Origin of the sequence: Xanthomonas sp. NCPPB 3569, from assembly GCF_041475645.2 — a bacterium.
GTDB classification, from domain to species: Bacteria; Pseudomonadota; Gammaproteobacteria; order Xanthomonadales; family Xanthomonadaceae; genus Xanthomonas; species Xanthomonas phaseoli.
The window spans coordinates 2,940,206-2,960,671 of sequence record NZ_CM192969.1 but is presented as its reverse complement, the minus strand read 5'-3'; the positions used below and the strand labels follow the sequence as shown (position 1 = coordinate 2,960,671).

19 protein-coding genes, 1 tRNA gene and 1 pseudogene are annotated in these 20,466 nt (G+C 62.2%); 8 read left to right on the top strand and 13 right to left on the bottom strand.

From position 1 onward, the window contains the following. Positions 1-187: 187 nt before the first annotated feature. Entirely contained in the window at positions 188-928 is a 741-nt protein-coding gene (locus ACCQ03_RS12960; protein WP_150145608.1) for a hypothetical protein, read from the top strand. 256 nt (positions 929-1,184) lie between these two features. On the opposite strand, the gene ACCQ03_RS12955 is transcribed toward ACCQ03_RS12960, so the two are convergent. The 3 genes from ACCQ03_RS12955 to ACCQ03_RS12945 are packed head-to-tail and all read right to left on the bottom strand — an operon-like array spanning position 1,185 to position 2,684. Next, entirely contained in the window at positions 1,185-1,562 is a 378-nt protein-coding gene (locus ACCQ03_RS12955) for a hypothetical protein (RefSeq protein WP_209227950.1), read from the bottom strand. After that, on the bottom strand, positions 1,559-1,873 hold the full coding sequence (locus ACCQ03_RS12950; protein ID WP_150145610.1) for a hypothetical protein: 315 nt from the start codon (positions 1,871-1,873) through the stop codon (positions 1,559-1,561). Before ACCQ03_RS12950 ends, ACCQ03_RS12955 begins: the two co-directional genes overlap by 4 nt. 49 nt (positions 1,874-1,922) lie before the next feature. Further along, positions 1,923-2,684, bottom strand: a complete 762-nt coding sequence (locus ACCQ03_RS12945) for a hypothetical protein (RefSeq protein WP_057679997.1) — start codon at positions 2,682-2,684, stop codon at positions 1,923-1,925. 161 nt (positions 2,685-2,845) lie between these two features. Between ACCQ03_RS12945 and ACCQ03_RS12940 the strand changes: the two genes are divergently transcribed. Both ACCQ03_RS12940 and ACCQ03_RS12935 read left to right on the top strand, forming a co-directional pair. Further along, entirely contained in the window at positions 2,846-3,136 is a 291-nt protein-coding gene (locus tag ACCQ03_RS12940; RefSeq protein ID WP_057679996.1) for a helix-turn-helix domain-containing protein, read from the top strand. Positions 3,137-3,284: 148 nt separating this feature from the next. Next, positions 3,285-3,941 (top strand): NYN domain-containing protein, encoded by a 657-nt coding sequence (locus ACCQ03_RS12935; RefSeq protein WP_139791022.1) that lies wholly within the window; start codon positions 3,285-3,287, stop codon positions 3,939-3,941. Between the two features lie 74 nt (positions 3,942-4,015). Here ACCQ03_RS12935 and ACCQ03_RS12930 read toward each other — a convergent pair whose 3' ends face one another. The 6 genes and pseudogenes from ACCQ03_RS12930 to ACCQ03_RS12905 all read right to left on the bottom strand — a co-directional run bounded on the left by ACCQ03_RS12930 (position 4,016) and on the right by ACCQ03_RS12905 (position 9,968). Then, positions 4,016-5,416, bottom strand: a complete 1,401-nt coding sequence (locus ACCQ03_RS12930; protein WP_209227951.1) for a site-specific integrase — start codon at positions 5,414-5,416, stop codon at positions 4,016-4,018. Positions 5,417-5,964: 548 nt separating this feature from the next. Then, positions 5,965-6,561, bottom strand: a complete 597-nt coding sequence (locus ACCQ03_RS12925; protein ID WP_005997165.1) for a hypothetical protein — start codon at positions 6,559-6,561, stop codon at positions 5,965-5,967. After that, a complete protein-coding gene (locus ACCQ03_RS12920; RefSeq protein ID WP_029217237.1) occupies positions 6,561-7,190 on the bottom strand; it encodes a hypothetical protein in 630 nt (209 codons plus the stop codon). The genes ACCQ03_RS12925 and ACCQ03_RS12920 overlap by 1 nt, the downstream gene beginning before the upstream one ends. A gap of 468 nt (positions 7,191-7,658) precedes the next feature. Further along, positions 7,659-8,746 (bottom strand): IS3-like element ISXcd1 family transposase gene (locus ACCQ03_RS12915; protein ID WP_223842567.1). Its coding sequence is split into 2 segments (ribosomal slippage): positions 7,659-8,494 and positions 8,494-8,746, totalling 1,089 coding nucleotides; the frame shifts between segments, so codons are not numbered across the junction. Positions 8,747-8,806: 60 nt separating this feature from the next. After that, positions 8,807-9,790 (bottom strand): annotated as a pseudogene (locus tag ACCQ03_RS12910) (DUF6538 domain-containing protein); the annotation flags it as partial. A gap of 85 nt (positions 9,791-9,875) precedes the next feature. Further along, positions 9,876-9,968 (bottom strand) — tRNA-Ser (locus ACCQ03_RS12905). A gap of 135 nt (positions 9,969-10,103) precedes the next feature. On the opposite strand from ACCQ03_RS12905, the gene dnaX reads away from it, so the two are divergent. The 4 genes from dnaX to ACCQ03_RS12885 all read left to right on the top strand — a co-directional run bounded on the left by dnaX (position 10,104) and on the right by ACCQ03_RS12885 (position 13,648). Continuing rightward, positions 10,104-12,185, top strand: coding sequence for a DNA polymerase III subunit gamma/tau (dnaX, locus tag ACCQ03_RS12900; RefSeq protein ID WP_150145627.1), 2,082 nt, complete (start codon positions 10,104-10,106; stop codon positions 12,183-12,185). Between the two features lie 6 nt (positions 12,186-12,191). Continuing rightward, positions 12,192-12,512 (top strand): YbaB/EbfC family nucleoid-associated protein, encoded by a 321-nt coding sequence (locus tag ACCQ03_RS12895; RefSeq protein WP_005913896.1) that lies wholly within the window; start codon positions 12,192-12,194, stop codon positions 12,510-12,512. A 94-nt stretch (positions 12,513-12,606) separates the two neighbouring features. Then, a complete protein-coding gene (recR, locus tag ACCQ03_RS12890) occupies positions 12,607-13,200 on the top strand; it encodes a recombination mediator RecR (protein WP_011346623.1) in 594 nt (197 codons plus the stop codon). 97 nt (positions 13,201-13,297) lie between these two features. Continuing rightward, positions 13,298-13,648, top strand: a complete 351-nt coding sequence (locus ACCQ03_RS12885; protein WP_057677880.1) for a histidine triad nucleotide-binding protein — start codon at positions 13,298-13,300, stop codon at positions 13,646-13,648. A gap of 117 nt (positions 13,649-13,765) precedes the next feature. Here the strand turns inward: ACCQ03_RS12885 and ACCQ03_RS12880 are convergent, their stop codons facing one another. From ACCQ03_RS12880 to ACCQ03_RS12865, 4 genes are read right to left on the bottom strand one after another with little or no spacing between them, the layout of a single operon-like run. After that, positions 13,766-14,299 (bottom strand): Slp family lipoprotein, encoded by a 534-nt coding sequence (locus ACCQ03_RS12880; RefSeq protein ID WP_372359819.1) that lies wholly within the window; start codon positions 14,297-14,299, stop codon positions 13,766-13,768. Further along, positions 14,296-16,248, bottom strand: coding sequence for a transglutaminase TgpA family protein (locus ACCQ03_RS12875; protein WP_057677879.1), 1,953 nt, complete (start codon positions 16,246-16,248; stop codon positions 14,296-14,298). The genes ACCQ03_RS12880 and ACCQ03_RS12875 overlap by 4 nt, the downstream gene beginning before the upstream one ends. Next, a complete protein-coding gene (locus ACCQ03_RS12870) occupies positions 16,241-17,197 on the bottom strand; it encodes a DUF58 domain-containing protein (RefSeq protein ID WP_057677878.1) in 957 nt (318 codons plus the stop codon). Before ACCQ03_RS12870 ends, ACCQ03_RS12875 begins: the two co-directional genes overlap by 8 nt. A 5-nt stretch (positions 17,198-17,202) precedes the next feature. Further along, positions 17,203-18,156: an AAA family ATPase gene (locus tag ACCQ03_RS12865; protein ID WP_057677877.1), complete on the bottom strand. Its 954-nt coding sequence runs from the start codon at positions 18,154-18,156 to the stop codon at positions 17,203-17,205. A 38-nt stretch (positions 18,157-18,194) separates the two neighbouring features. On the opposite strand from ACCQ03_RS12865, the gene ACCQ03_RS12860 reads away from it, so the two are divergent. After that, positions 18,195-20,063: a glycosyltransferase family 39 protein gene (locus tag ACCQ03_RS12860; RefSeq protein WP_057677876.1), complete on the top strand. Its 1,869-nt coding sequence runs from the start codon at positions 18,195-18,197 to the stop codon at positions 20,061-20,063. Positions 20,064-20,466: the final 403 nt, after the last annotated feature.

Genomic DNA, 20,466 nt, shown 5'->3' with positions numbered 1-20,466 from the left:
CAGGAGGGTGTCCTGCTTTGTGGTCCGCCATTGTAGCGGGTGCAGTGTCTTGGGCGCTAGTCCAGCTGCAAGACATCGAACCTGTTGCCTAAGGGGCCGCGCTGTCCGTAGTCTGTAGTCGGTTTATGCACCTACTTCAAGTAGCGCAGGGCAGCGCAGCAGTTTCAAATAAAGGAAGGGGATAGAGTTGAGCAATGATCGCGTGGTCGAATATCAGAGCGAACATTTCGATTGCAGCACTTGTGTTATTGAAGGACTGGGCCAAGAAGTGGTGGATGCGCTCGGTTGCGGGATCGAAACTGATTTGTTGATTGGGCTAATCGGAGCGCCGACAAAATCGAAAATCAGGGTCGTGGTGAAATGGGAGTGGTCTGAGGAAGAAATTCCTGATGGGGAGGACGTGCCCCCGGGTATTTTGTTTCTTGTGGAAAACGATAAATATTTCGATGAGCCCGCCGAAGTGGTCGTATTTTTGGATGGTCTAAGAGACAAGATTGGTGTTTATCTGAAGCTAATTGTCTTCAAAGATGACCCTGCGCTGAAAGGGCTTGCTGGGCACATGATTCATGTCATGGCAGGGGCCGCGTTGAAGATTCCCGGCACCTCTAGGCTGAAGCTCTGGGCTGCGGGCGGCCTTTTATGGGACGATATGAGCCCTGGCGTGAGGTGGGGCGGATATTTCGCATGGCCAAAATACGGCTTCGATTGCATTGTCCCGAGCCCCACAAGAGCGCTGTTCGCACACTTCCCCTACTATCCGGCTGGACTCGCCTCTTGCCTGAAGGTTTCTGATGTGTTATCGTTAGTTGGCGGAAGGGATTTTTGGAAAATTGCTGGTGAAGGTTCCTATATGAACTTTGACTTGGCGAAGAATTCGAAATCACGCGAAACGCTAGGCAAGTTCCTTCAGGACTGGAGAAAGATATGAAGGTCAAACAGGGTTTGATAGCACGTGTGCTAGGGCGCTTTCAGTCGACCAAAAAAATAAAGGCTGGTGCCAGTTTGCCTGTCTACAGCGTGCACAGAGAGAAGGGTGCTAGGCAGATAACGAATTCCGAAGAAATGAAGAGAAGTCGCGTTTACGCGAATGTCCCACTTGGGATGGATTGAAAAAAAAAGCTCCCGAAAGGGAGCTTTTTTGTTGAAGCCATATGGGAGCCAAGTGTTCGTTCTTGAGATGGCGATCATTCCGTCAGCTGCATCCATGCCACGAGCAGTACCATGGGCAGCCCGCTAAGCATCGAGGTGACCCAAAAAGCCCCCATGACGGTCAGCGGGGTCATGACCCACCACTGTGCAGCGGTGAACCCTTGGTCGCGCCGCCGAGCCGCGTCAGCCTGCTGCGGATAGAGCCGCTCCGCTTTCCGCAGACCCCGTCGAGCCATTAGCGGTCCGACGATGAAACCAAACGGGCCCAGGAAGAGCAGGCTCAGCGAGAACCACCAGAAGAAGCGGTTGTGCGGAGTCATGACCTTCCTGGGAGCAGCGCGGAGCGCGGCGTCCCCGCCAGCCCCCACGGCGTCGACGGACGTTCCTGCCATCGAATCAGTCTTCGTGCTCATTTGGCGTAGGCCCTCCAAGTGCCGTCGGCTTTGGCATAGCGCAAGTTCTTGTTGACCGGCACGGGGACCTGCCGACCGGCAATCACCAGGACCACTTGGCCGCGCGTGTCGCAGCGGTAGCCGTCGGCGCCCTCGGCTTCCACACAGCCGGAGAGCTCGAAGTTTTGAATGTCCGTGACCTGGCCGGCGCCGCTCTGCTGAAGCAGCGCGACCAGCGCCTGCTTGGCGCTGTCGCTCGACGGCTTGCCGCTGCAGGCACTCAGGCCCAGGGCCATGGTCAACGCGACCAAGCCAATCCATGCGTTTTTCATGTCGTTCCTTTGCTGGGTAAAAAGGGAGGAAGTGAGGGCGAGCGGGCTCTTACTTGTCGCGGTTGCCGTCGGGCTTAAAGCCCGCGATCCAGAGCCTGGTGTCTTTGAAAGGCGTCAGCATTCCTGACGGTCCCGGGTGCAGGTCAGAGGTCTGGAGGAATCCCGAGACCCAGGCGACGCGCAGGGCGACATCGACGGCACGGTCAGCCACGCCGGGCCGGCTCACGTTGACGACAAAAGGCTGCGCTGGCGGGTTGGGGCCGCTGGAGCGCTGGACGCCCGTGTTGGGCTTGCTGGAAGGCACGCGGACGCCGTTGAGGGTATCCCTGCCTTTCCACAGAGCGGAGGTATTGAGCTCAGCGGTTTCGCCCAGGTCGTCCGTTTCCGTCACCGCGGCATCGAAGCAGGTGCGGAAGGTTTCGACGCTTGAGGCGGTCGGACTGGTCCAGATGCGAGCTTCGACCGTCCAGCAGGGCAGCGAGGCGCCCCATTCGGTGAAGGTCAACGTGACTCGGGGCCACTCCAGCTTCCCGTGCTGGGCCTGCTGGTGGTTGTCGCCTTTGAAGAGCCCGGGCAGCTTTCCTGCACCGCTGAGGGGCGCGTAGATGGCGCCAGTGCCTTGCGCGCTGGTTTTGCTGCCCGAGTTCGGCTGGATGCCGACCAGCTGCCTCCCAGAGTCGGCCAGGCTCTTTCGGAGCTGACGGAAGAAGCCGGGTTTTTGTTCCGGCACGTCCTGGGCGTGGGTGGTGAAAGGCCTGATGAGTGTCAATGCCAGGAGCGCTGCGAACACTCCTTGTCCTGAAAGTTCCATGTGGCCTCAGATAGATGTGGTTCTATCTGCCATATTGGCAGATAAGTGCGCTAGGATGCTACTCGGTGCAGACTTGGAGGTCAGCCATCAGTTAGATCTCCATGCCCGCATCTCTGCCCACAAGTTCCGTCTTCGGTCGTCGCCTACGTGCGGCCAGGCGCGTGGCAGGCCTGTCGCAAGTCGAACTGGGAGCGCTGCTGGGGATGAATGAGAAATCTGCCTCGTCACGACTCTCCCGCTACGAGCGGGGGGAGAGGGAGCCCGACCACGAGACGCTGGCGGCTTTAAGCAAGGTGCTGGACGTGCCTCCGGCCTACTTCCATGCAAGTTCGGACGTGCTGGCAGAGATCATCCTGCTTGTCGCCAGATTGCCTGTAGACCGTCAGGAAAGGCTTCTAGGTGTCATCAAGGGCTACCTGACCCAGCCGCAAGCACATGTTGAGAAGGATTGACTTGGCAGGGAGGCGGCATTAGATTTGCCGAGTGGAGCAGAAAATGGTGATGAAGCGGTTGCAAACCTTTTTTTTGCTGGTATAGTTCCAGGCTTGTAATGCACCCCGTCGTTCCTGGTGGATGAGCGGGTATTAATCTTCGCCGGCGGTGGTAACGCTGTCCGGATTTAATGTAAAAAAAGCAAAAATGGGCGCTTCGGCGTCCATTTTTGTATCCAATTCAGGGGTGGACATGGATCGTTGTGCGGTTTTCATTGATGGTGGCTATGTAGCCAAGCTGCTCAGCAACAACTTTGATGGGGCAAGGATTGACTACAGTAAATTTGTGCAGCACGTCCTGCAGGGATCTGACGTGTTGCGCACTTATTACTACGACTGCCCGCCGTATCAATCATCCCACCCGACAGAAGAAGAAGCCCAGCGATTTGCAGGGAAGGAAAAGTTCTTCAACGCGCTGTCTCGCCTTCCTCGCTTCCAAGTCAGGCAGGGTAAGTTGGAGCGTCGCGGGACTGCACCAAACTTTGTGTTTCAGCAGAAGCGGGTAGATATTCTCCTCGGAGTGGACATGGTTGAGCTCGCAGCGACTCGCCAGATCCAGAAGGCAATTCTAATTGCCGGGGATAGTGACTTTGTTCCGGCTATTGAGGCAGTGAAGCGCCATGGGGTGCTTACTGTGCTGTGGCACGGCCCCCACATCAGGGGGCCCGGAAACACGGTCCACGACGAACTATGGGACCAGTTCGATGAGCGCTTTGAAATCGACTTGGCTGTGGTGGCGGGTAGTGCTCCGCAGCAGAGTCGATGAGGTCCTGAGGCCGCTTCGCATAGCGCAGCCTTGAAAGCTGCGCAGCAATGTATTGGTTTGGGGTTGGTTGGAGGTCAAGGGTAGAACTTGCTCGAAGCTGCCAAGCACTTGGCAAACTGCCCCCGGTGGTAGCGCGGCAGTTCCATGTTTGGCTGATAGAGCTCCAAGGCGCTGATTTGCTTGCTTCGTGTCACCTGCGGTTTCTTGTGCAGGTAGTGCTGGCGCAAGACCTGGACCCGGTCGCGGGGATCGGTGCTGTGGCCGGTGACCAAGGCAATCTCCTTCTCCGGCACGTCGTTGACGTCGAGCTCAGTGGCCAGCGTATGGCGGAAAGCATGGAACCCGACGCCCTTGGGGAAGCCCAGGCTCTTTAGGTAGCGCCCAAAGTCCACCACGAACTGCTGGCTGTAACGCGCATTCGTTTCCCCTGTCGTGCGGTTCACGCCGGCGGAGAGCAGGGGGAACAGCCGAGGGTGGCCGATCGCTTTCATGTCTTCCACGAACTCCAGGAATCCGGCCTCCAAGAGCGGCTTGGCGATAGGGATGATGCGCATGCACCCCGCGCCCTTCATGCTTTGCCGGCTGCGCCGACGGCGTTTCGGGTCCGCGGCCAAGTCTTGGTCCAACGTCTTCTGGAAAGAGATGCACCACACCCCGCGTTCCTCGATGATGTCGGTCAGCTTCAGCTGGCAGACCTCGTTGACCCTGGCGCCGGTATACAAGCCGATCATCGGCGCCCACCAATACTGGGGTTTCTTGGCCCAGGGGATGAATGTCTCGGGGTCGAAAATGGCCTGCAGGTCTTCGTCCTCGAACAGCCGGATGGCCTTCTCTGGATCGATGGTGTCGTCCTGCTTGATCTTCCGGGAGGCTTTCATGGGCGAAGAAACGATGGCCTGTCCGTTGACCAAGTGGTTGAAGAAAGCGACGAGGAACCGGCGATGACGCTCCTCGGTGGCCGGGGCCAGCGGCGGCACGTCCTGCTCTTTCCCCATGGCGATGGCTTCGTCGAAGGTGAGATCCTTCAACAGCGGGTCCGACGTCAAGTTCCTGGGGGCCCAGCGTAGGAGCTTCCAGAGCGCTTGGATGTGGTGGTAGTCGACACGGGACGCGGAGATGTTGCCGCAGGTAAGAAGCAGCAGCTTCAACGTGCGCTCGGTGGACTGCACGGTCTTCGGGTCGAGCTGGCGGCGACGCATGTCCTCCAGATGATCTTCGATCTCCTTGACCAAGGGGCGCGAAGGCGTGCCCATGGGCAGTTGCGCTGGGTAGCGTGTGTTGTTCTTCAGGCCGCTCTTTCGTCCGGTTTCGTCGAGAGCGGCGAGGATGCATTCTTGGAGATTGATGGCGGCTTCCCGGCCTCGGATGATGGCGCGGTCGATACGGAACCGTCCGATGTGGATGCCTTCCAAGTGCAGGAGGCCGAAGGGCGAAGCGATGTAATCGTTGAGTGCAGCGGAGGGTAGAGCGGTCATGGGTCACTTCCATCGGAGATGGAAGTAGGGATATGACAGGACGAAAATTCGTCAACGGGGTCGATACAAAAATTTGCGGCGGCGGCGCAGTCCTTAGGTGTTGGGATATTCCCAATGAAGTGCTTCCCGGGTCCGCCAATTCGTTATCCGGCGAGAAGCCTTGTAAACCAAGGGTTTCAAGAGAATTTGTGTCGATTTATCGCAGTCAATTGCGTACTGTTTGCAGTAAATAAGCTAACTAAATGACCTTATTTCTCGATTTTGAAAATGAATTTAAGTTAAATGTTAGCCTGTTATTGTTAGTCTGATTTATATTAAAAGCAGCGATCTGCTTGGTTCAGAACTTTCTGACATCCGATGGGGCGCGACACCGATGGTCCGACGAATGGCAGGAGCGCAATCTGACCTTGCCGGGCGTGGACCCCAATGACCGCTTCCCCTGCAGGCGCTTGAGCAGCGTCGTGCTGGCATCTGCTAGGGGGCTGGTAGTGTTGACTTGTGACGATGTGTCTTAAACAGTGGAAGACGGTGGCCGACCTGACAAGTGCTTACTGTGCCTTGCCATTGGATTGAGGAAGGACAACGGAAATCGATCTTTTGCCATTTGAGGCCTGAAATGCGCCAGGCCAAAAGGCAATAGCACCCGCAGCACAGGTGCCTCGCTCGCATTGGATTTCTATTTTTCCAGATTTATCAAGATGAACTGCTGCGGCTGCAGTTGCTACCGCTAAGCTTCCGGCCAGACACCAATACAGGTTCACTGATCGCTTTCTAGCGGTCAGCACCGACAAAAAGAAAAGGGCGGCAAAGAATCCTGCACCCGCAAGCGCCTTTAGCCAAGTTTCCAAGAAAACCTGTGTTCGTCCGGGACCAGTGAAGACGTAGGTGGCTAGGACTGAGAACGCCAGCCAAGCCGCGCCGGAGATAGCGAAGGCTGCCCCTGGTGTTTTGTGTCCACGCCACACCAAATCTGCTTGCAACACGAAGAATGCTAACAGCAAAAGTGGCGCTACTGCGTAGCCAAGTAGCCCAAATTGGTTTTGAGTCACCAGAAAAAGGGCCGAGCAAGCCACTGTCCCAAGGAGAAGAGTTACTTCGCGGGAGCGCAGGCTAAGCCTGCGCTCCCTGAAATGGACTGTGCTCATTACTTAACTTGCACTACATCGCCGACAAGGACGGTTCCGCTGCCTACAGTCACTGTGCCTCCAGAAATGGTCGCTGCGCCACTTGACGTGAGCCAGTCTATCCCACGCTGGTAATCAGGTCGAGACGCCGCGTCCGGGCTTTCGTAAGAACTGTAATCGACGTTGATAGGCTCGCTGCTAGATGTCCCAATGAGGTTGCCTGCTGAATCGTAGGCTTCAACGTAAACAATGGCTCGCTTAGCAGAGTCGTAAGCGAAAATCGCCCTGCTTTTATCATTGAACGTTGTGTCAATGCGGATGCTGTAATCCTCCGAGCTCCTCCATTTGTAAGCGTTGGACAGAACCTGTTGAATGAAGAAGATGAAATTTTCGCCGGTGTTGGGCACTTGCCAGTCGTTTGCTTCAAGCCACTGTATGACCTGCTGACGCGTTGCGCCTTCCCGACGCACATCAAATGCACTAGCAAATGCTGCTGACTGGTCTGCTGCAGGCGTGGCCATCTTCCTGACTGAGCTGGGTGTGACAGTTCCATTAGCTAAGTCAATCTTCACGTTGAGAGTGCCGATATTTCCGTAACTCCGATATACAGACGAATAAACGGCGAACTGGTCGATATCTGCTTGTGCCACAGGTCGCTCTTGAATCCCCGGCGGCGCCACAGAGACGGGACCGTTTACAGTATTGACCGTGTAGAGGTATGGAATGCCGGTCGAACGATCACCGATGTAGGCTTGACCGAGACCCGAAGTCAGCTGATTTGCAAGCGCTCCTCGTTGCGCCTGTGTGCAGGCATCACAGAAGTGGATGTCATTCGCAGTGGCTTGTCCGACATATCCTGCGAGCACTAGGCTGCCAGCCATCACAATCGTCTTAATCGTCAAGAACCCCTTTTTAATCCCCTGCCATGGCAGGTTCACCCCCGCCACCTCCTATCGTCAAACCTAAATTCAGTCGTAATTTTGGAATGTAGAGCTCGGTCACACTTGACGGCCAACGCCCACAAAAATCTGGTCTGAGGCTGGGCCTGACGGCCGTCGAGCAGAGGAAATCCTGTCGTGGGGTAATCCCCCCGCTTTGAGCGTTCGCCAAAAGTGGAGCTAGGCGGCCATCGCCAATTTCATTGCTGGCGTGATACCGCCGAGCGCCATGTTGGGGCGCTCATGGTTGTACGTCCATAGCCAGCGCGTGGCCTTGTCCTGAACCTGCTCGATGGTGTCGAACAACGTTGTGGCCAGCCAGGCGTAGCGGACGGTGCGGTTGTAACGTTCGACATAGGCATTCTGCTGCGGCTTGCCTGGCTGGATGTGCTCGATCCGAATCCCGCGCTGCTGTGCCCAAGCTAGCAGCGCGCCGCTGATGTACTCCGGGCCGTTGTCGCAGCGAATGGCGTTTGGCTTGCCGCGCCAGTCAATGATCTGTTCCAACGAGCGGATCACCCGGGCCGATGGCAGCGATAAGTCGACCTCGATGCCCAGACCCTCACGGTTGAAGTCATCGAGCACATTGAACAACCGGAAGCTGCGGCCGTCGGCCAGCTGGTCGTGCATGAAATCCATCGACCAGACCTGGTTGATCGTCTCCGGCACCGCCAACGGCTCTGGCCGCTCGCGCACCAGCCGCTTCTTCGGCTTGATCCGCAGGTTCAACTCCAGCTCCCGATAGATGCGGTACACCCGCTTGTGATTCCAGCCAAAGCCCTTCACGTTGCGCAGGTGCAGAAAGCACAGGCCGAACCCCCAATCACGATAGGTTGTGGTCAACCGCACCAGCCAATCGGCAATCCGGGCGTTCTCCTCGCTGGCCTTGGCTTGATAGCGAAAGCAGGTCTCGCTCACCGCAAAGGTCCGGCAGGCATGCCGGATGTTCGTGTGGCCACCATCTACGGCCCATCGGGCCATCTCCCGGCGTTGAGATGGCCTCACCATTTTTTTGCCATCGCCTCCTTCAGCAGGTCGGCGCTGAGCTGGGCATCGGCGTACATCTTCTTCAGGCGCCGGTTCTCGTCCTGCAGCTCCCTGAGCTGGGACATCAGCGATGCGTCCATGCCGCCGAACTTGCTGCGCCACTTGTAGAACGTCGCCGAGCTGATGCCGTGTTCCCGGCACAACTCCGGCACGGGCGTGCCGGCCTCGGCCTGCTTGAGGACGGCAATGATCTGGCTGTCGGTGAAGCGGGATGTCTTCATGGAACCTCCTCGGAAAAGGGTACGAGAAAATTCCACTTCTGGCGTCAGCTAACCTGTGGGGGGATTACCATCCGTAACCACGTCGGCGGTCAGCAGTTGGCCGACCTCCGAGGCGCGGGCGCCGGTATACAGCCCGAGGAGGGAGGCCCATCGCGCGGCCAAGGGCAATGCTTCGAAGGCGGCCGGCGCGAACAAGGCCTGGACCTGGTGGGCGTCGTAGGCTTTGAATCCGAACTTGCGCCGAGCGCGCTTTTCCCGGGTGGAGTAGCTCACGTGCCCGGAGGCGGGGTTGTCGCCCCGGGGGTAGTGGCCGGACGCTTGGGCCCATTCGAAGAACCCGCCCTTGCCGCCGATATAGCTCTGCTTATTGGTCAGTGTCGGGGTGGAGGCGCCTTTGTCGCGCATGTCTTGATACCACCGGGCCAGGTCCGAACGGGTGACCGTGTGCAGCTTGGTCTTATCGCCGAGAAAGCTGGTCAGCAGTTCGACAGCGGTCCGCTTGATGGTCCAGGTCTTGGGCAAGGTGCTGCCCTTGAGGCTGTTCAGCCAGGCGTCTCGGGCCTTCCCGAGCGTGATTGATTCGAGGGAGGGTCTGGTTACCCGCCTCGGCGTGGGGAGAGGCGGCACATGCTGGTGAATCAGCTCTCCCAACGCGCTGGGCTGCGGGGCCGTGAGCGCCATAAGTTGCTGGTAGAGCGTGACGTCCTCGGGGGTGTCGATCTGCCATTGCTCGGTAATCGACCCATCCGGAGAGCGCGTCCGATTCAGCGTCAGCTCCTGCGGACGGGTGCCGGTCAAGCGCGCCAGGAGCGCGTCCAAGTCGTCGTCTCGGTTTTGCATGCGTCGTTCCTTCAACACAGTGAAGACCTGAGCATACCGGGCAGCCAGGGTCAGCGCGCGCAATCTCGCCTCCCGCATGTCGTAGGTGTGCAGGGTGCGTTTAAAGGTCTGGCGACCCACGATGGGCTGCAAATCGACCGGGACACGTTGGCGGTAGGACCAGAGTCCGGAGGGAGCTCGAACGAGATGATGAGGAATGCGCATAAGTGTCGTGTGTTCCGACGTGCGCAGCTGCAGCCAGTTTTTACGCTAACAAAAAACCCCTGATTTCTCAGGGGTTTGCGTATTCTGGCGGAGAGAGGGGGATTCGAACCCCCGAAGCGCGGTTTAGACGCTTACACACTTTCCAGGCGTGCTCCTTCAACCACTCGGACACCTCTCCGTGCCTGCACGACTGTGGTCGAACAGGGCCGCAAATTCTAGCGGTCGCCGGCCCGTATCACAAGCTGAATCTTCCAGCCGCAGTCGTTGAGACCGGGCGTGGCACAATATCGGCTCAAACAAAGCCGGTTGCCCGATGTCTTATCTTGTTCTCGCCCGCAAGTGGCGCCCGAAGCGTTTTGCCGAACTCGTAGGCCAGGAACACGTGGTCCGCGCGCTCAGTAACGCGCTCGACAGTGGGCGCGTGCATCACGCGTTCCTGTTCACCGGCACCCGTGGCGTGGGCAAGACCACCATTGCGCGCATTTTCGCCAAATCGCTCAATTGCGAGACCGGCACCAGTGCCGATCCGTGCGGGACGTGCCCGGCCTGCCTGGACATCGACGCCGGGCGCTACATCGACCTGTTGGAGATCGATGCCGCGTCCAACACCGGCGTGGACGATGTGCGCGAGGTGATCGAGAACGCGCAGTACATGCCCTCGCGCGGCAAGTTCAAGGTCTACCTGATCGACGAAGTGCACATGCTGTCCAAGGCGGCGTTCAATGCGCTGCTGAAGACCCTGGAAGAGCCGCCCGAGCACGTGAAGTTCCTGCTGGCCACCACCGACCCGCAGAAATTGCCGGTGACGGTGCTGTCGCGCTGCCTGCAGTTCAACCTCAAGCGCCTGGACGAAGACCAGATTCAGGGGCAGATGACTCGCATCCTGGCCGCCGAGCAGATCGAATCGGACCCGTCGGCGATCGTGCAGCTGTCCAAGGCGGCCGACGGCTCGCTGCGCGATGGCCTGTCGCTGCTGGATCAGGCGATTGCCTACGCCGGCGGTGCGCTGCGCGAGGATGTGGTGCGCACGATGCTCGGCACGGTGGACCGCACCCAGGTCGGCGCGATGCTGCAGTCGCTGGCCGATGGCGATGGCGCGCGCCTGTTGCAGGTGGTGGCCGCGCTGGCCGAATTTTCGCCCGATTGGAGCGGCGTGCTGGAGGCCCTGGCCGAGGCGTTGCACCGGGTGCAGGTGCAGCAGCTGGTGCCGTCGGTGGCCTTTGTCGGCGACGGCATCGACCCGACGCCGTTTGCGGCGCAGCTGCGACCGGAAGTGGTGCAGCTGTGGTATCAGATGGCGCTCAACGGGCGGCGCGACCTGTATCTGGCGCCCAGTCCACGCGCCGGTTTCGAAATGGCAGTGCTGCGCATGCTTGCCTTCCGCCCCGCAGCGGCGGTGCCCGCTGGCGGCTCGGATGACGGGCGCGGCGCCAGCGCAGGCGGTAGCGCGCGTTCGGCCCCTGCCGGCGGTCAGGCTGCTGCGCCGGCAGCGGTAGCGCCGGTGACGGCTGCGCCCGCCGTAGTGGCCGCGCCTGCTGCGGTGACCGCTACGATGCCTGCTGCCGCAGCGGAGGCGTCCTTGCCGGCATCAGCGACCCAGGCAATCCCGACTCCGGCTGCGGCTCCTGTCGTCATGCTTCCCTCCCAAGCGCCTCCTCCGGCCGGCCGCGCGTCGGCAGCCAGTGCACGTAATGACGACACGCCGCCGTGGGCCGTGGACGATGCACCGGTGCGGGCGCAGGCCGCGCCGGCGCACGACACCATGGCCGTGCTTGCGCCCGAAGCGGCGATGGCTCCGCCGTCTGCACCCGCCGAGCTCGCGCAGCCCGATGCGATTGCGTCTGACGCTGCGGTTGAAGCTCCGGCTTCGCTTGTCGTGTCTTTGCCGACCGCGCTGGTCGATCCCTCATCATTTGAAGAGTCAACGCTGGTTGCGCCACCGACAACGGCAGCGCCCGCATCGGACTCGGCAACCGACGCGACGGCCCTGCTCGATGACGGCCGCATCGCCGATGCCGAGCAATGGCTGGAACTGGTCACGCGCAGTGGCTTGAATGGCCCGTCGCGCCAGTTGGCCGCCAACGCCGCCTTTATCGGCCATCGCGATGGCGTGCTGCGGCTGGCGCTGGCGCCGGGCTTCGAATATCTCCACTCCGAGCGCTCCATCGCCAACCTTGCGCAGGCGCTGGCACCGGTGTTGGGAAATCCGCCGCGCATCGTCATCGAAACCGGTAGTGCCGATGTCGAAACCTTGCATGAGCGTGCCAACCGCCAGAAAGGCGAGCGCCAGAGCGCGGCCGAAACAGCCTTCATGAACGACCCGACGGTGCAGCTGCTGATTCAGCAGCAAGGCGCGCGGATCGTGCCCGATTCCATCCGCCCTTACGACGAGTGACGACCCATGCGTGGAAACATTGCCCAACTGATGCAGCAGGCGCAAAAGATGCAGGAAAACCTGCAGCGCGCCCAGGAAGAACTGGCCAAGCTGGAAGTCACCGGCACCGCTGGCGGTGGCATGGTCAGCGTGACGCTGACCGGCGCCAAGGAGTGCCGCAAGGTGCGCATCGACCCAAGCATCCTCTCCGACCAGGAGATGGCCGAGGATCTGATCGCCGCCGCCTTCAACGACGCCTCCAACAAGATCGACGCCGAATCCAAGGATCGCATGGGCTCGGCGACCGCCGGCATGCAGTTGCCGCCGGGCATGAAGCTGCCGTTCTGAAAGGCGGGGAATCGGGAGTAGGGAATCGGGAATCGTAGAGCGAGCTGGCTTTGCTGTTGCGATTCCCCAATCCCGATTCCCAATTCCCGACCCAATGTCCACTCTGCTCGAACAACTGATCGAGGCCTTTCGGGTATTGCCCGGCGTAGGCCAGAAATCGGCGCAACGTATGGCCTATCACGTGCTCGAGCGCGAGCGTGAGGGCGGGCGTCGGCTGGCCGCGGCCTTGGGCAACGCGGTGGAAAAGGTCGGGCATTGCGTGCAGTGCCGCGATTTCACCGAATCTGAAATCTGCACCATTTGCGCCAGCAGCAGCCGCGATCGGCAGCAGCTATGTGTGGTGGAGTCGCCGGCCGACCGCCTAGCGATCGAGCACGCCACCGGCTACCGCGGGCTGTATTTCATTCTGCAAGGGCGCCTGTCGCCGCTGGATGGCATCGGCCCGCGCGAACTGGGGCTGGATCGGCTCGGCGAACGGCTGGCTGCCGGCGAAGTGACCGAAATGATCATCGCCACCAACGCCACGGTCGAAGGCGAAGCCACGGCCCATTACCTGGCGCAACTGGCGCGTCAGCACGCAGTACGCCCGAGCCGGCTTGCCCAGGGCATGCCGCTGGGTGGCGAGCTGGAGTATGTGGACCGGGGCACCCTGTCGCATGCCTTCGGCACCCGCAGTGAGGTGCTTTGAGGGCGGGGAATCGCGAATGGTGAATAGGGAATCGGAGAAGCAAAGTCAGAAGCACGCGCGGTAAGCTTTGGCCAATCCCGAATCCCGAATCCCGTCTATGACTGACACCCTCTTCGGCAAAATCATTCGTCGCGAAATTCCGGCCACCATCGTTTATGAAGACGACGAGGTGCTGGGCTTCGAAGACATCGCGCCGCAGGCGCCGGTGCATGTGCTCTTCATTCCCAAGCAGCATGCCTTTCCCACCCTGGACGATGTGCCACCCGAGCAGGCGCTGCTGGTTGGCAAGCTGGCAATCGCGGCGGCGACCTATGCGCGTGCGCAAGGCTTGGCGCAAGACGGCTACCGCATCGTGATGAATTGCCGCGAGCATGCCGGCCAGACGGTGTTCCATATCCATCTGCATCTGCTGGCCGGTGCGCCGCTGGGCCGCTTCGGCACGCCATGATGCGTCGTTGGATCACGCGTGGCGCGCAAGCCGCGTCAGGCGGCGATCGTCGCGCAGAGACAAAAACGCCGCTCCCTGCGAGCGGCGTTTTTGCGAGTAACGTAGGTTAGCGGCGCATTACCACCAGCCGCGGCCCCAGCCCCAACCGCCGCCCCAGCGCGGACCCCACGGATCGCCCCACGGGCCATACGGGTAAGCCGGCACGACTTCCACGTCGCGCACGACCGGCCACAGGTAGACCACATCGGCATTGACCTTGGGCAGCTTGTAGTCGTACTCGCCGATCTTGGTGGTTTCGTAGCCGTCGATCTTGCCGATGAAGGTCACTTCACGGCCCGGCTCGAACACCGCCGGATCGTAGAAGCCCGAGCGGCAGGCCAGGAAACGGCCATCGCTGGCATCCACGGCATTACGGTCGGGACGACCGCTGGCATTGAGCGGGCGCGAGATCAGCTCGAAGCAGGCCTGGCCCTGGCCAGGCGTGGTCTTGATGATCTTGCCACCCCAGCGCACGGACGTGCCGACCTGCGCGCTGGCGGTGGAATCGCTCGGACTGACCGCGGGGAACTGGCCCTGCAGCGGCTTGGGGGCGGTGGCGCAGGCTGCGAGCCCGAGCACAGCGATAAGAGGAACAAGAAAACGGGTACTCATGAGGAAGCTCCGGTTCGCGGGCGATGCTGCAGCAAATCTTTCAAGAGAGTGGCGCTGTCCGAATCAGCGCCAGCGTATCGCGCGGCAGCGAAACGTTGGCTGAGTGCCAACAGTGGCGTATTGGGGTGTGCGCGGGCGACACGTTGCGCCCACACACCGGCCGGTTCGTGCGGTTCACGGGCAAGGCCGAGCTTGCGGTAGCGGCGGCTCAGTCGGTGCCAGGCGCGCAGCAACGGATCGCGCTCACGTTCGCCACGTGCCAGTAGCCAGCCCATCCACGCCAGCGCGCTCACCGCGAACACGCCGAAGATGGCGGCCAGTTGCGAGGTGTCCAGGCGATCGATGCCGAAGGGTTGCAGCAGCCGTTGCTGGCGGTCGGCGTCGAAGGACAGCACCAGCTCGTTCCAGCCGCGCCGCAGCCAGTCGCTGACCTGGCCCAGGCTGGCCCATGTACCGAGGTCGGCGAAGTCGTTGCCGCTGCCGGCTTGCAGGCGATCTTCGAGCGTGTCGTAGATGCGTTCCGGCGCCACCGCGGCAGTGGGGTCCACGCGTACCCAGCCGCGCCCGGCCAGCCAGACTTCGGTCCAGGCGTGCGCGTCCATGCGGCGTACCACCCAGTAATTGCCCAGCCGGTTGTAGGTGCCGCCGGCGTACCCGGTCACCACGCGCGCCGGGATGCCGGCCGCGCGCATCAGCACCACGAACGAGGAGCTGAAGTGTTCGCAGAAACCGGCCTTCTGCTGGAACAGGAACTCGTCGACGCTGTTGCGGCCGAGCAGCGGCGTGTCCAGCGTGTAGGCGAATTCGCGGGTGATCCACTGCAGCGCGCGCTGCACCACCGCATCGTCGTTGTCGCCGGCCTCGCGACGCCATTGCCGTGCCAGCGTCAGCGTGCGCGGATTGAAACCGGGCGGCAGGGCAAGTGCACGCTTGCGCAACTGATCGGGCAGATCGGTATCGAAGCGCGTTGGCGGTGCCGATTGCAGGTCCCAGCGGGTCAGTGCGCTCAACGGCCGTTGCGCGAACAGTTCGTAGTCCGGAGATAACTCGGCGTTGGGCACGCCCTGGGTAGGCAGATCCAGCGACACCAGCTGGCGGCGATCGGTCGGTTCGTAATCTAGGCGATAACGGTAGGTTTGCGGACCTGCGGTGACCGAAGCGGGCTGGCCGCGGCCGGTCCAGCGCGCGCGCTGCCAGGTGCGGCCGTCGAAGTCCCACATCACCGGGCCGCGCCAGTAGCGCTGTTGCGGTGGCGGCGCCTTGCCGGCGAATTGCACGCGCAAGGCCGGGCTGTCGTCGGCCATCAGGTCGATCCATTCGCCCGGCGACATGTTGTCCGACAGGCCAGGCCGGGAGAGCGCGCGCTCGGGCACGCCCCACAGCGGTGCACTCAGGCGCGGCAGCAACCAGAACGTGGCCAGCGCCAGCGGCACGCCGATGGCAACCAGCTTGCCGATACCACGCAATTGCAGGCGCAGGGCCGGCGTGGCGGCGTGGTGTTCTTCGTCGGCCAGCCGCTGCATGCTCAGCAATGCGCTGACCACTGCCAACAATGCCAGGCTCATCGTTGCCGGGCCCTGGTCGAGCAGAAAGGCGGCAAACGGTGCGAACAACACAAAACCCAACAGGCTGCGTGCATCGCGCAAGGTACGCAGTTCGGAGGCCTTGATCGCCAGCATCGATGCCAGCACCGCGCAGCCGGTGTCGCGGCCAAAGCGCATGCCGATCTGCCAATACACCGCCGCCAGCATGGCGATCACCAACAACAGCCGCACCGGCGCCATCAAGGTGCCGCGCCAGCTCAGCACGCCGACCAGCACCGCGGCCACGGCGACAGTGGCCGCAAGCAGGCCGGGCAACTGCAACAGCAGCGGCGTCAATGCCAGCCAACTGGTGGCCAGCACCCAGGCGCGGCTGGCCTGGCTGATCGGGAGGGCGGGCTCAGTCATGCGGAAGCAGGGCCAGGGCGCGTTGGCACAGGTGGTGGTGCGACGGTCCTTGCGCGGGACCTAACGGTGGCTGGCCGGGCAGCAGCAGGCGATAACGGCGCCCGTCGCGCTCGGCCAGGTTGACCCAGCGGGCAAGGCGCGCAATGCGGCGCTCGTACGGCAGCGCATTGAGCGCACGCCAGTCCAGCGTGACGTCGACTCCCAGTGGCTGTTCGTATTCGCGCACCAGGAGCGTGTCGCGACGGGCCGAGTGTTTCCAGGAAATCGTGCGCGGGGCGTCGCCAGCGCGATACGGGCGCAGCTGGTGCAGCTCTTCGCCTTGCGCATGCAGGCGCGTCTTGTTGGGCGAGCCCGTCCCATCGGGCAGCGCCGGACCCTGTTGTTCGGGCCTGGGGTAGGCCAGCAATGGCGTTTCCGGCCAGACCCACGACCAGGCGCGCACCAGGCCCAGCGGCTGGGTGCTGGACAGGCGGATGCGCTCGATATCCTGCCAGCCGCGGCGCTCGGTCGGCACCAGCAGATCGACCTCGGCCATGTCGTGCTCGATCAACGCGCAGAAGCCGCTGCTGTCCAGATGATCCAGCCGCAGCCCGCGCCGCGCGCGGGTATCGCGACGCGCCAACGACACCCGCATGCGCAGCGGCTCGCCGGCGACCACCGGTTCGGCCGATACCGCTTCGATACGCAGCGCCGACAGCTGCAGGTGCGCCATGATGCTGCTGGCGATCCCGGCCGTGGCCAGCAACAGCGCCAGCAGCAGCGCCGGGTTGTTGTTGTAGTTCAGTGCGCCCAGCAGCATCGCCAGCAACAATGCGCTGACAAACAGCCCGAAGCGGGTCGGCAACACGTAGATGCGCCGCCGATCCAGCACGATCGGCACGCCTTCCGCGCCCCGCGGCCGCACCAGCAGGCTGAGTCGGCGGACGATGCCGCGCAGGTGCGCACGCACCTGGGTCAGTCCACCGGCACGCTGTGCAGCAACGCCTTGGCCAGTGTCGGCCCGGACGACGATTCGGCTTCCGGCACCAGCCGGTGCCCGGCCACGGCCACAAACAACGCCTGCACGTCTTCGGGCAGCACATGCTCGCGCCCAAGCAGCAGTGCATAGGCCTTGGCCGCGCGCAGCAAGGCGATACCGGCGCGTGGCGACAGGCCTACGCGCACCCCGGCATGCTGGCGGCTACGCAGCAACAGGGCCTGCACATAGCCGATCAGCGCATCGCTGGTATGGATCTGGTTGACCACCCCGCGCAGCGCGACCACGTCGGCGTCGCTCAGTTGCGGGGCGGCCTGGGCAATCAGTTCGCGCCGATCCGTGCCCGACAGCAGCGCACGCTCGGCATCGGCGCTGGGGTAGCCCAGGCTCAGCCGCAGCAGGAAGCGGTCCAGCTGCGAATCCGGCAGCGGGAAGGTGCCGGACAGATCGACCGGGTTCTGCGTGGCAATCACGAAAAACGGCTCCGGCAAGGCATGCGTCACGCCATCCAGCGTCACCTGCTGCTCGGCCATCGCTTCCAGCAGCGAGCTTTGCGTACGCGGCGGAGCCCGGTTGATCTCGTCGGCCAGCAGTACGTTGGTGAACACCGGTCCGGGGTGGAACTGGAACTGCCGCGAGGCAGCGTCGTATACCGATACGCCCAGCACATCGGCCGGCAGCAGATCGGAGGTGAACTGCACGCGCTGGAAGCCCAGCCCCAGGCTGGAGGCCATCGCATGGGCGAGCGTGGTCTTGCCCAGGCCGGGCAGGTCCTCGATCAATAAATGTCCTCCGGACAGCAAGGCCACGAACGCCAGCCGCACTTCCTGCGCCTTGCCCAGCAGCAGCGAATTGACCTGGTCTTGCGCGCGCCGCAGCGATTGGCGCAGCGCATCGGTTAGCATTTCCGTGGAACGCAGCGGTGTCGACATCACAATTCCGTAGGTGGAAAAGAAGAGTGCACAGGGCAATGCAGGGGGACCAACGCGCACATCGCACCTTCGTGATCCTGTGGACACTGGCGACAGCCGTCAAGCTATTGATCGCCGCACGCTTGCCGCTCTTCGTCGACGAGGCCTTCTACTGGCAGGAAGGCCAGCATCTGGCGGCGGCGTATTCGGATCTGCCGGGCATGACCGCCTGGCTGGCGCGGCTGGGCGTGGAGCTGGGCGGACATCATCTGTTGGCGTTGCGGCTGCCGTTTCTGGCCATTTCCGCGCTGATTCCCTGGTTGATCGCGCATATCGCCACGCGCTGGTTCGGCTCCACGCTGGGGTGGCAAGCTGGCAGCCTGACCTTGCTGATGCCGCTGTCGGCCACGCTGGGCATTCTGGCCGTGCCGGATGTGCCGATGGCATTGGCGGCGGTGTTGTGCATGGACGCTGGCGCGCGCCTGCTGCGCGAGGTCGATGCCACCAGCGCGCTGGAGCTCGCCATTGGCCTGGCCATCGGCGCACTCAGCCACTACCGCTTTGTCGGGGTGATCGGGGTGGGCTGCATTGCATTGCTGTGCATCCCGCAGGGGCGTGCGGTGATGCGCGACCCACGCATCTGGATGGCACTGACCGTCGGCGCGGTGAGCTGGCTGCCGCTGCTGTTCTGGAATACCGACCACGACGATGCCGGGTTGCGTTTTCAATTGGTCGACCGGCACCCGTGGCGGTTCCAGATCGGCGGGCTGTGGTTCCTGCTGATCCAGACGGTGGCGGTGACGCCGCTACTGGCCTGGGCGATGGTCAAGGTGGGTCTGGCCGGCACCCGCAGCGGTGGCGGCTCGCGCGCGCAATGGCGCTATTTCGGTCTGCTCGGCGGCATTTCGACCGTGGCGATCTTCGTGCTGGGCTTCTTCAGCGATGCCGAGCGGATCAGCTTCCATTGGCCGCTGCCCGGCTATCTGGCGCTGCTGGTGGCAGTGCCGATGATCCTGATGCGGTGGCCGCATGCGCTGCGGCGTGCCGCCTGGCTGCTTGCGCTGCTCGGCATGCTCGGCGCATACGGCTACTACCTGGCGGTGTCGGTGCCGTCGATTCGCGCCCATGCCGCTGGCGAAAAATACTACCCGCGCAACTTCGCCGGCTGGAACGATCTGGCGCATGCGGTCAAATCCCGGTTGGCGCAGATGCCGCCAGGCACGCGCGTGCTGGCAGAAAATTTCAAGGTGGGCGCCGAGCTCGGCTTCCAGTTGCACGACGCCAAGATCGAGGTGCTGCGTGCCGACTTGAATGATAAGCACGGGCGCAGCGCGCAGCTGCAGCAGTGGGGCCTGCTCAGCGATGGCGCGCGCACCGGGCCACGGCTGCTGGTGCTCTCGCCCAGCGATCAGCGCTACCGCGATCTGTTGAAGCGCTATCACGCCATCTGCGACATGGTCGGCCCGCTACCGCCACCGACGGTGGTCTCTACCGACCATGGTTATCAGCGCTTCCTGCTGTTCGCACTGCCTGCAAAACGCCAGCCCGGGCCGTGCGTGACCCCGGCGATGGCCTGGATCGACGCACCGCTGCCGAACGTCTCGGTGTCCGGCACGTTTGAGGTGCGCGGCTGGGCCTTCAAGGATGGCGTCGGGCTGGCGAATGTCGAGCTGCTACTCGACGGCCGCCCGGTGGCGAACGCCGAATATGGCAGTGCGCTGGACGTGCGCCCGTATTGGAAAATCTCCAACGACCCACAGCACCCCAACGTCGGCTTCACCGCCACGCTCGACGCCCACGCCTTGCCGCCCGGCACGCACTGGTTGGGACTGCGCCTGCACGGCCGAGACGGCAGCGTGGAAGATTGGTGGGAGCAACCCCTCACTGTCAGAGATAATGCCCAGTTGCAGCGATCAAGCGCCCACTAGAGCGGTCCGCAAGAGTCGCCACGCTGTTCAAGCAATCTTCTACGTCGTCCTGCTTCTCGGACCGAAGACGTAGCTGTCGGTGAGGAGTTTTGCAAACCTGTCAGAGGTAACGGACGAACCAAAAACGGTTGGTCGCGCTGGCGGTCGCTAAAATGCACCCACAGGCCATGTGCTTGGCTCCCCGTCGTGAAACGGCCGCTGCTAGCCGACAAGGCAATGAAGGAAAAGCAATTGCCGCGCAAATATAGGGCTTTATCCAGCGACTCCGGCGACCGGCTGGGAGCAGGCCGGGCTTAGGGCAAGCTCTCGCACCAGTTGTTGGATTTTTTGCAGGCACACGCCTTCTCAATTAGGTCTCCACTGCCGGCGTGACGTGGGGATCGCTGACGCCACCGTTGGTGCC

What these genes read in the sequence shown, in the direction of transcription:
- dnaX (WP_150145627.1), top strand. Translation starts at nt 10,104, where the DNA reads ATGTCTTATCTTGTTCTCGCCCGCAAGTGGCGCCCGAAGCGTTTTGCC.
- ACCQ03_RS12895 (WP_005913896.1), top strand. Translation starts at nt 12,192, where the DNA reads ATGCGTGGAAACATTGCCCAACTGATGCAGCAGGCGCAAAAGATGCAG.
- ACCQ03_RS12955 (WP_209227950.1), bottom strand. Translation starts at nt 1,562, where the DNA reads ATGAGCACGAAGACTGATTCGATGGCAGGAACGTCCGTCGACGCCGTG.
- recR (WP_011346623.1), top strand. Translation starts at nt 12,607, where the DNA reads ATGTCCACTCTGCTCGAACAACTGATCGAGGCCTTTCGGGTATTGCCC.
- ACCQ03_RS12860 (WP_057677876.1), top strand. Translation starts at nt 18,195, where the DNA reads ATGCAGGGGGACCAACGCGCACATCGCACCTTCGTGATCCTGTGGACA.
- ACCQ03_RS12945 (WP_057679997.1), bottom strand. Translation starts at nt 2,684, where the DNA reads ATGGAACTTTCAGGACAAGGAGTGTTCGCAGCGCTCCTGGCATTGACA.
- ACCQ03_RS12865 (WP_057677877.1), bottom strand. Translation starts at nt 18,156, where the DNA reads ATGTCGACACCGCTGCGTTCCACGGAAATGCTAACCGATGCGCTGCGC.
- ACCQ03_RS12925 (WP_005997165.1), bottom strand. Translation starts at nt 6,561, where the DNA reads ATGAGCACAGTCCATTTCAGGGAGCGCAGGCTTAGCCTGCGCTCCCGC.
- ACCQ03_RS12880 (WP_372359819.1), bottom strand. Translation starts at nt 14,299, where the DNA reads ATGAGTACCCGTTTTCTTGTTCCTCTTATCGCTGTGCTCGGGCTCGCA.
- ACCQ03_RS12875 (WP_057677879.1), bottom strand. Translation starts at nt 16,248, where the DNA reads ATGACTGAGCCCGCCCTCCCGATCAGCCAGGCCAGCCGCGCCTGGGTG.
- ACCQ03_RS12950 (WP_150145610.1), bottom strand. Translation starts at nt 1,873, where the DNA reads ATGAAAAACGCATGGATTGGCTTGGTCGCGTTGACCATGGCCCTGGGC.
- ACCQ03_RS12885 (WP_057677880.1), top strand. Translation starts at nt 13,298, where the DNA reads ATGACTGACACCCTCTTCGGCAAAATCATTCGTCGCGAAATTCCGGCC.
- ACCQ03_RS12930 (WP_209227951.1), bottom strand. Translation starts at nt 5,416, where the DNA reads ATGACCGCTCTACCCTCCGCTGCACTCAACGATTACATCGCTTCGCCC.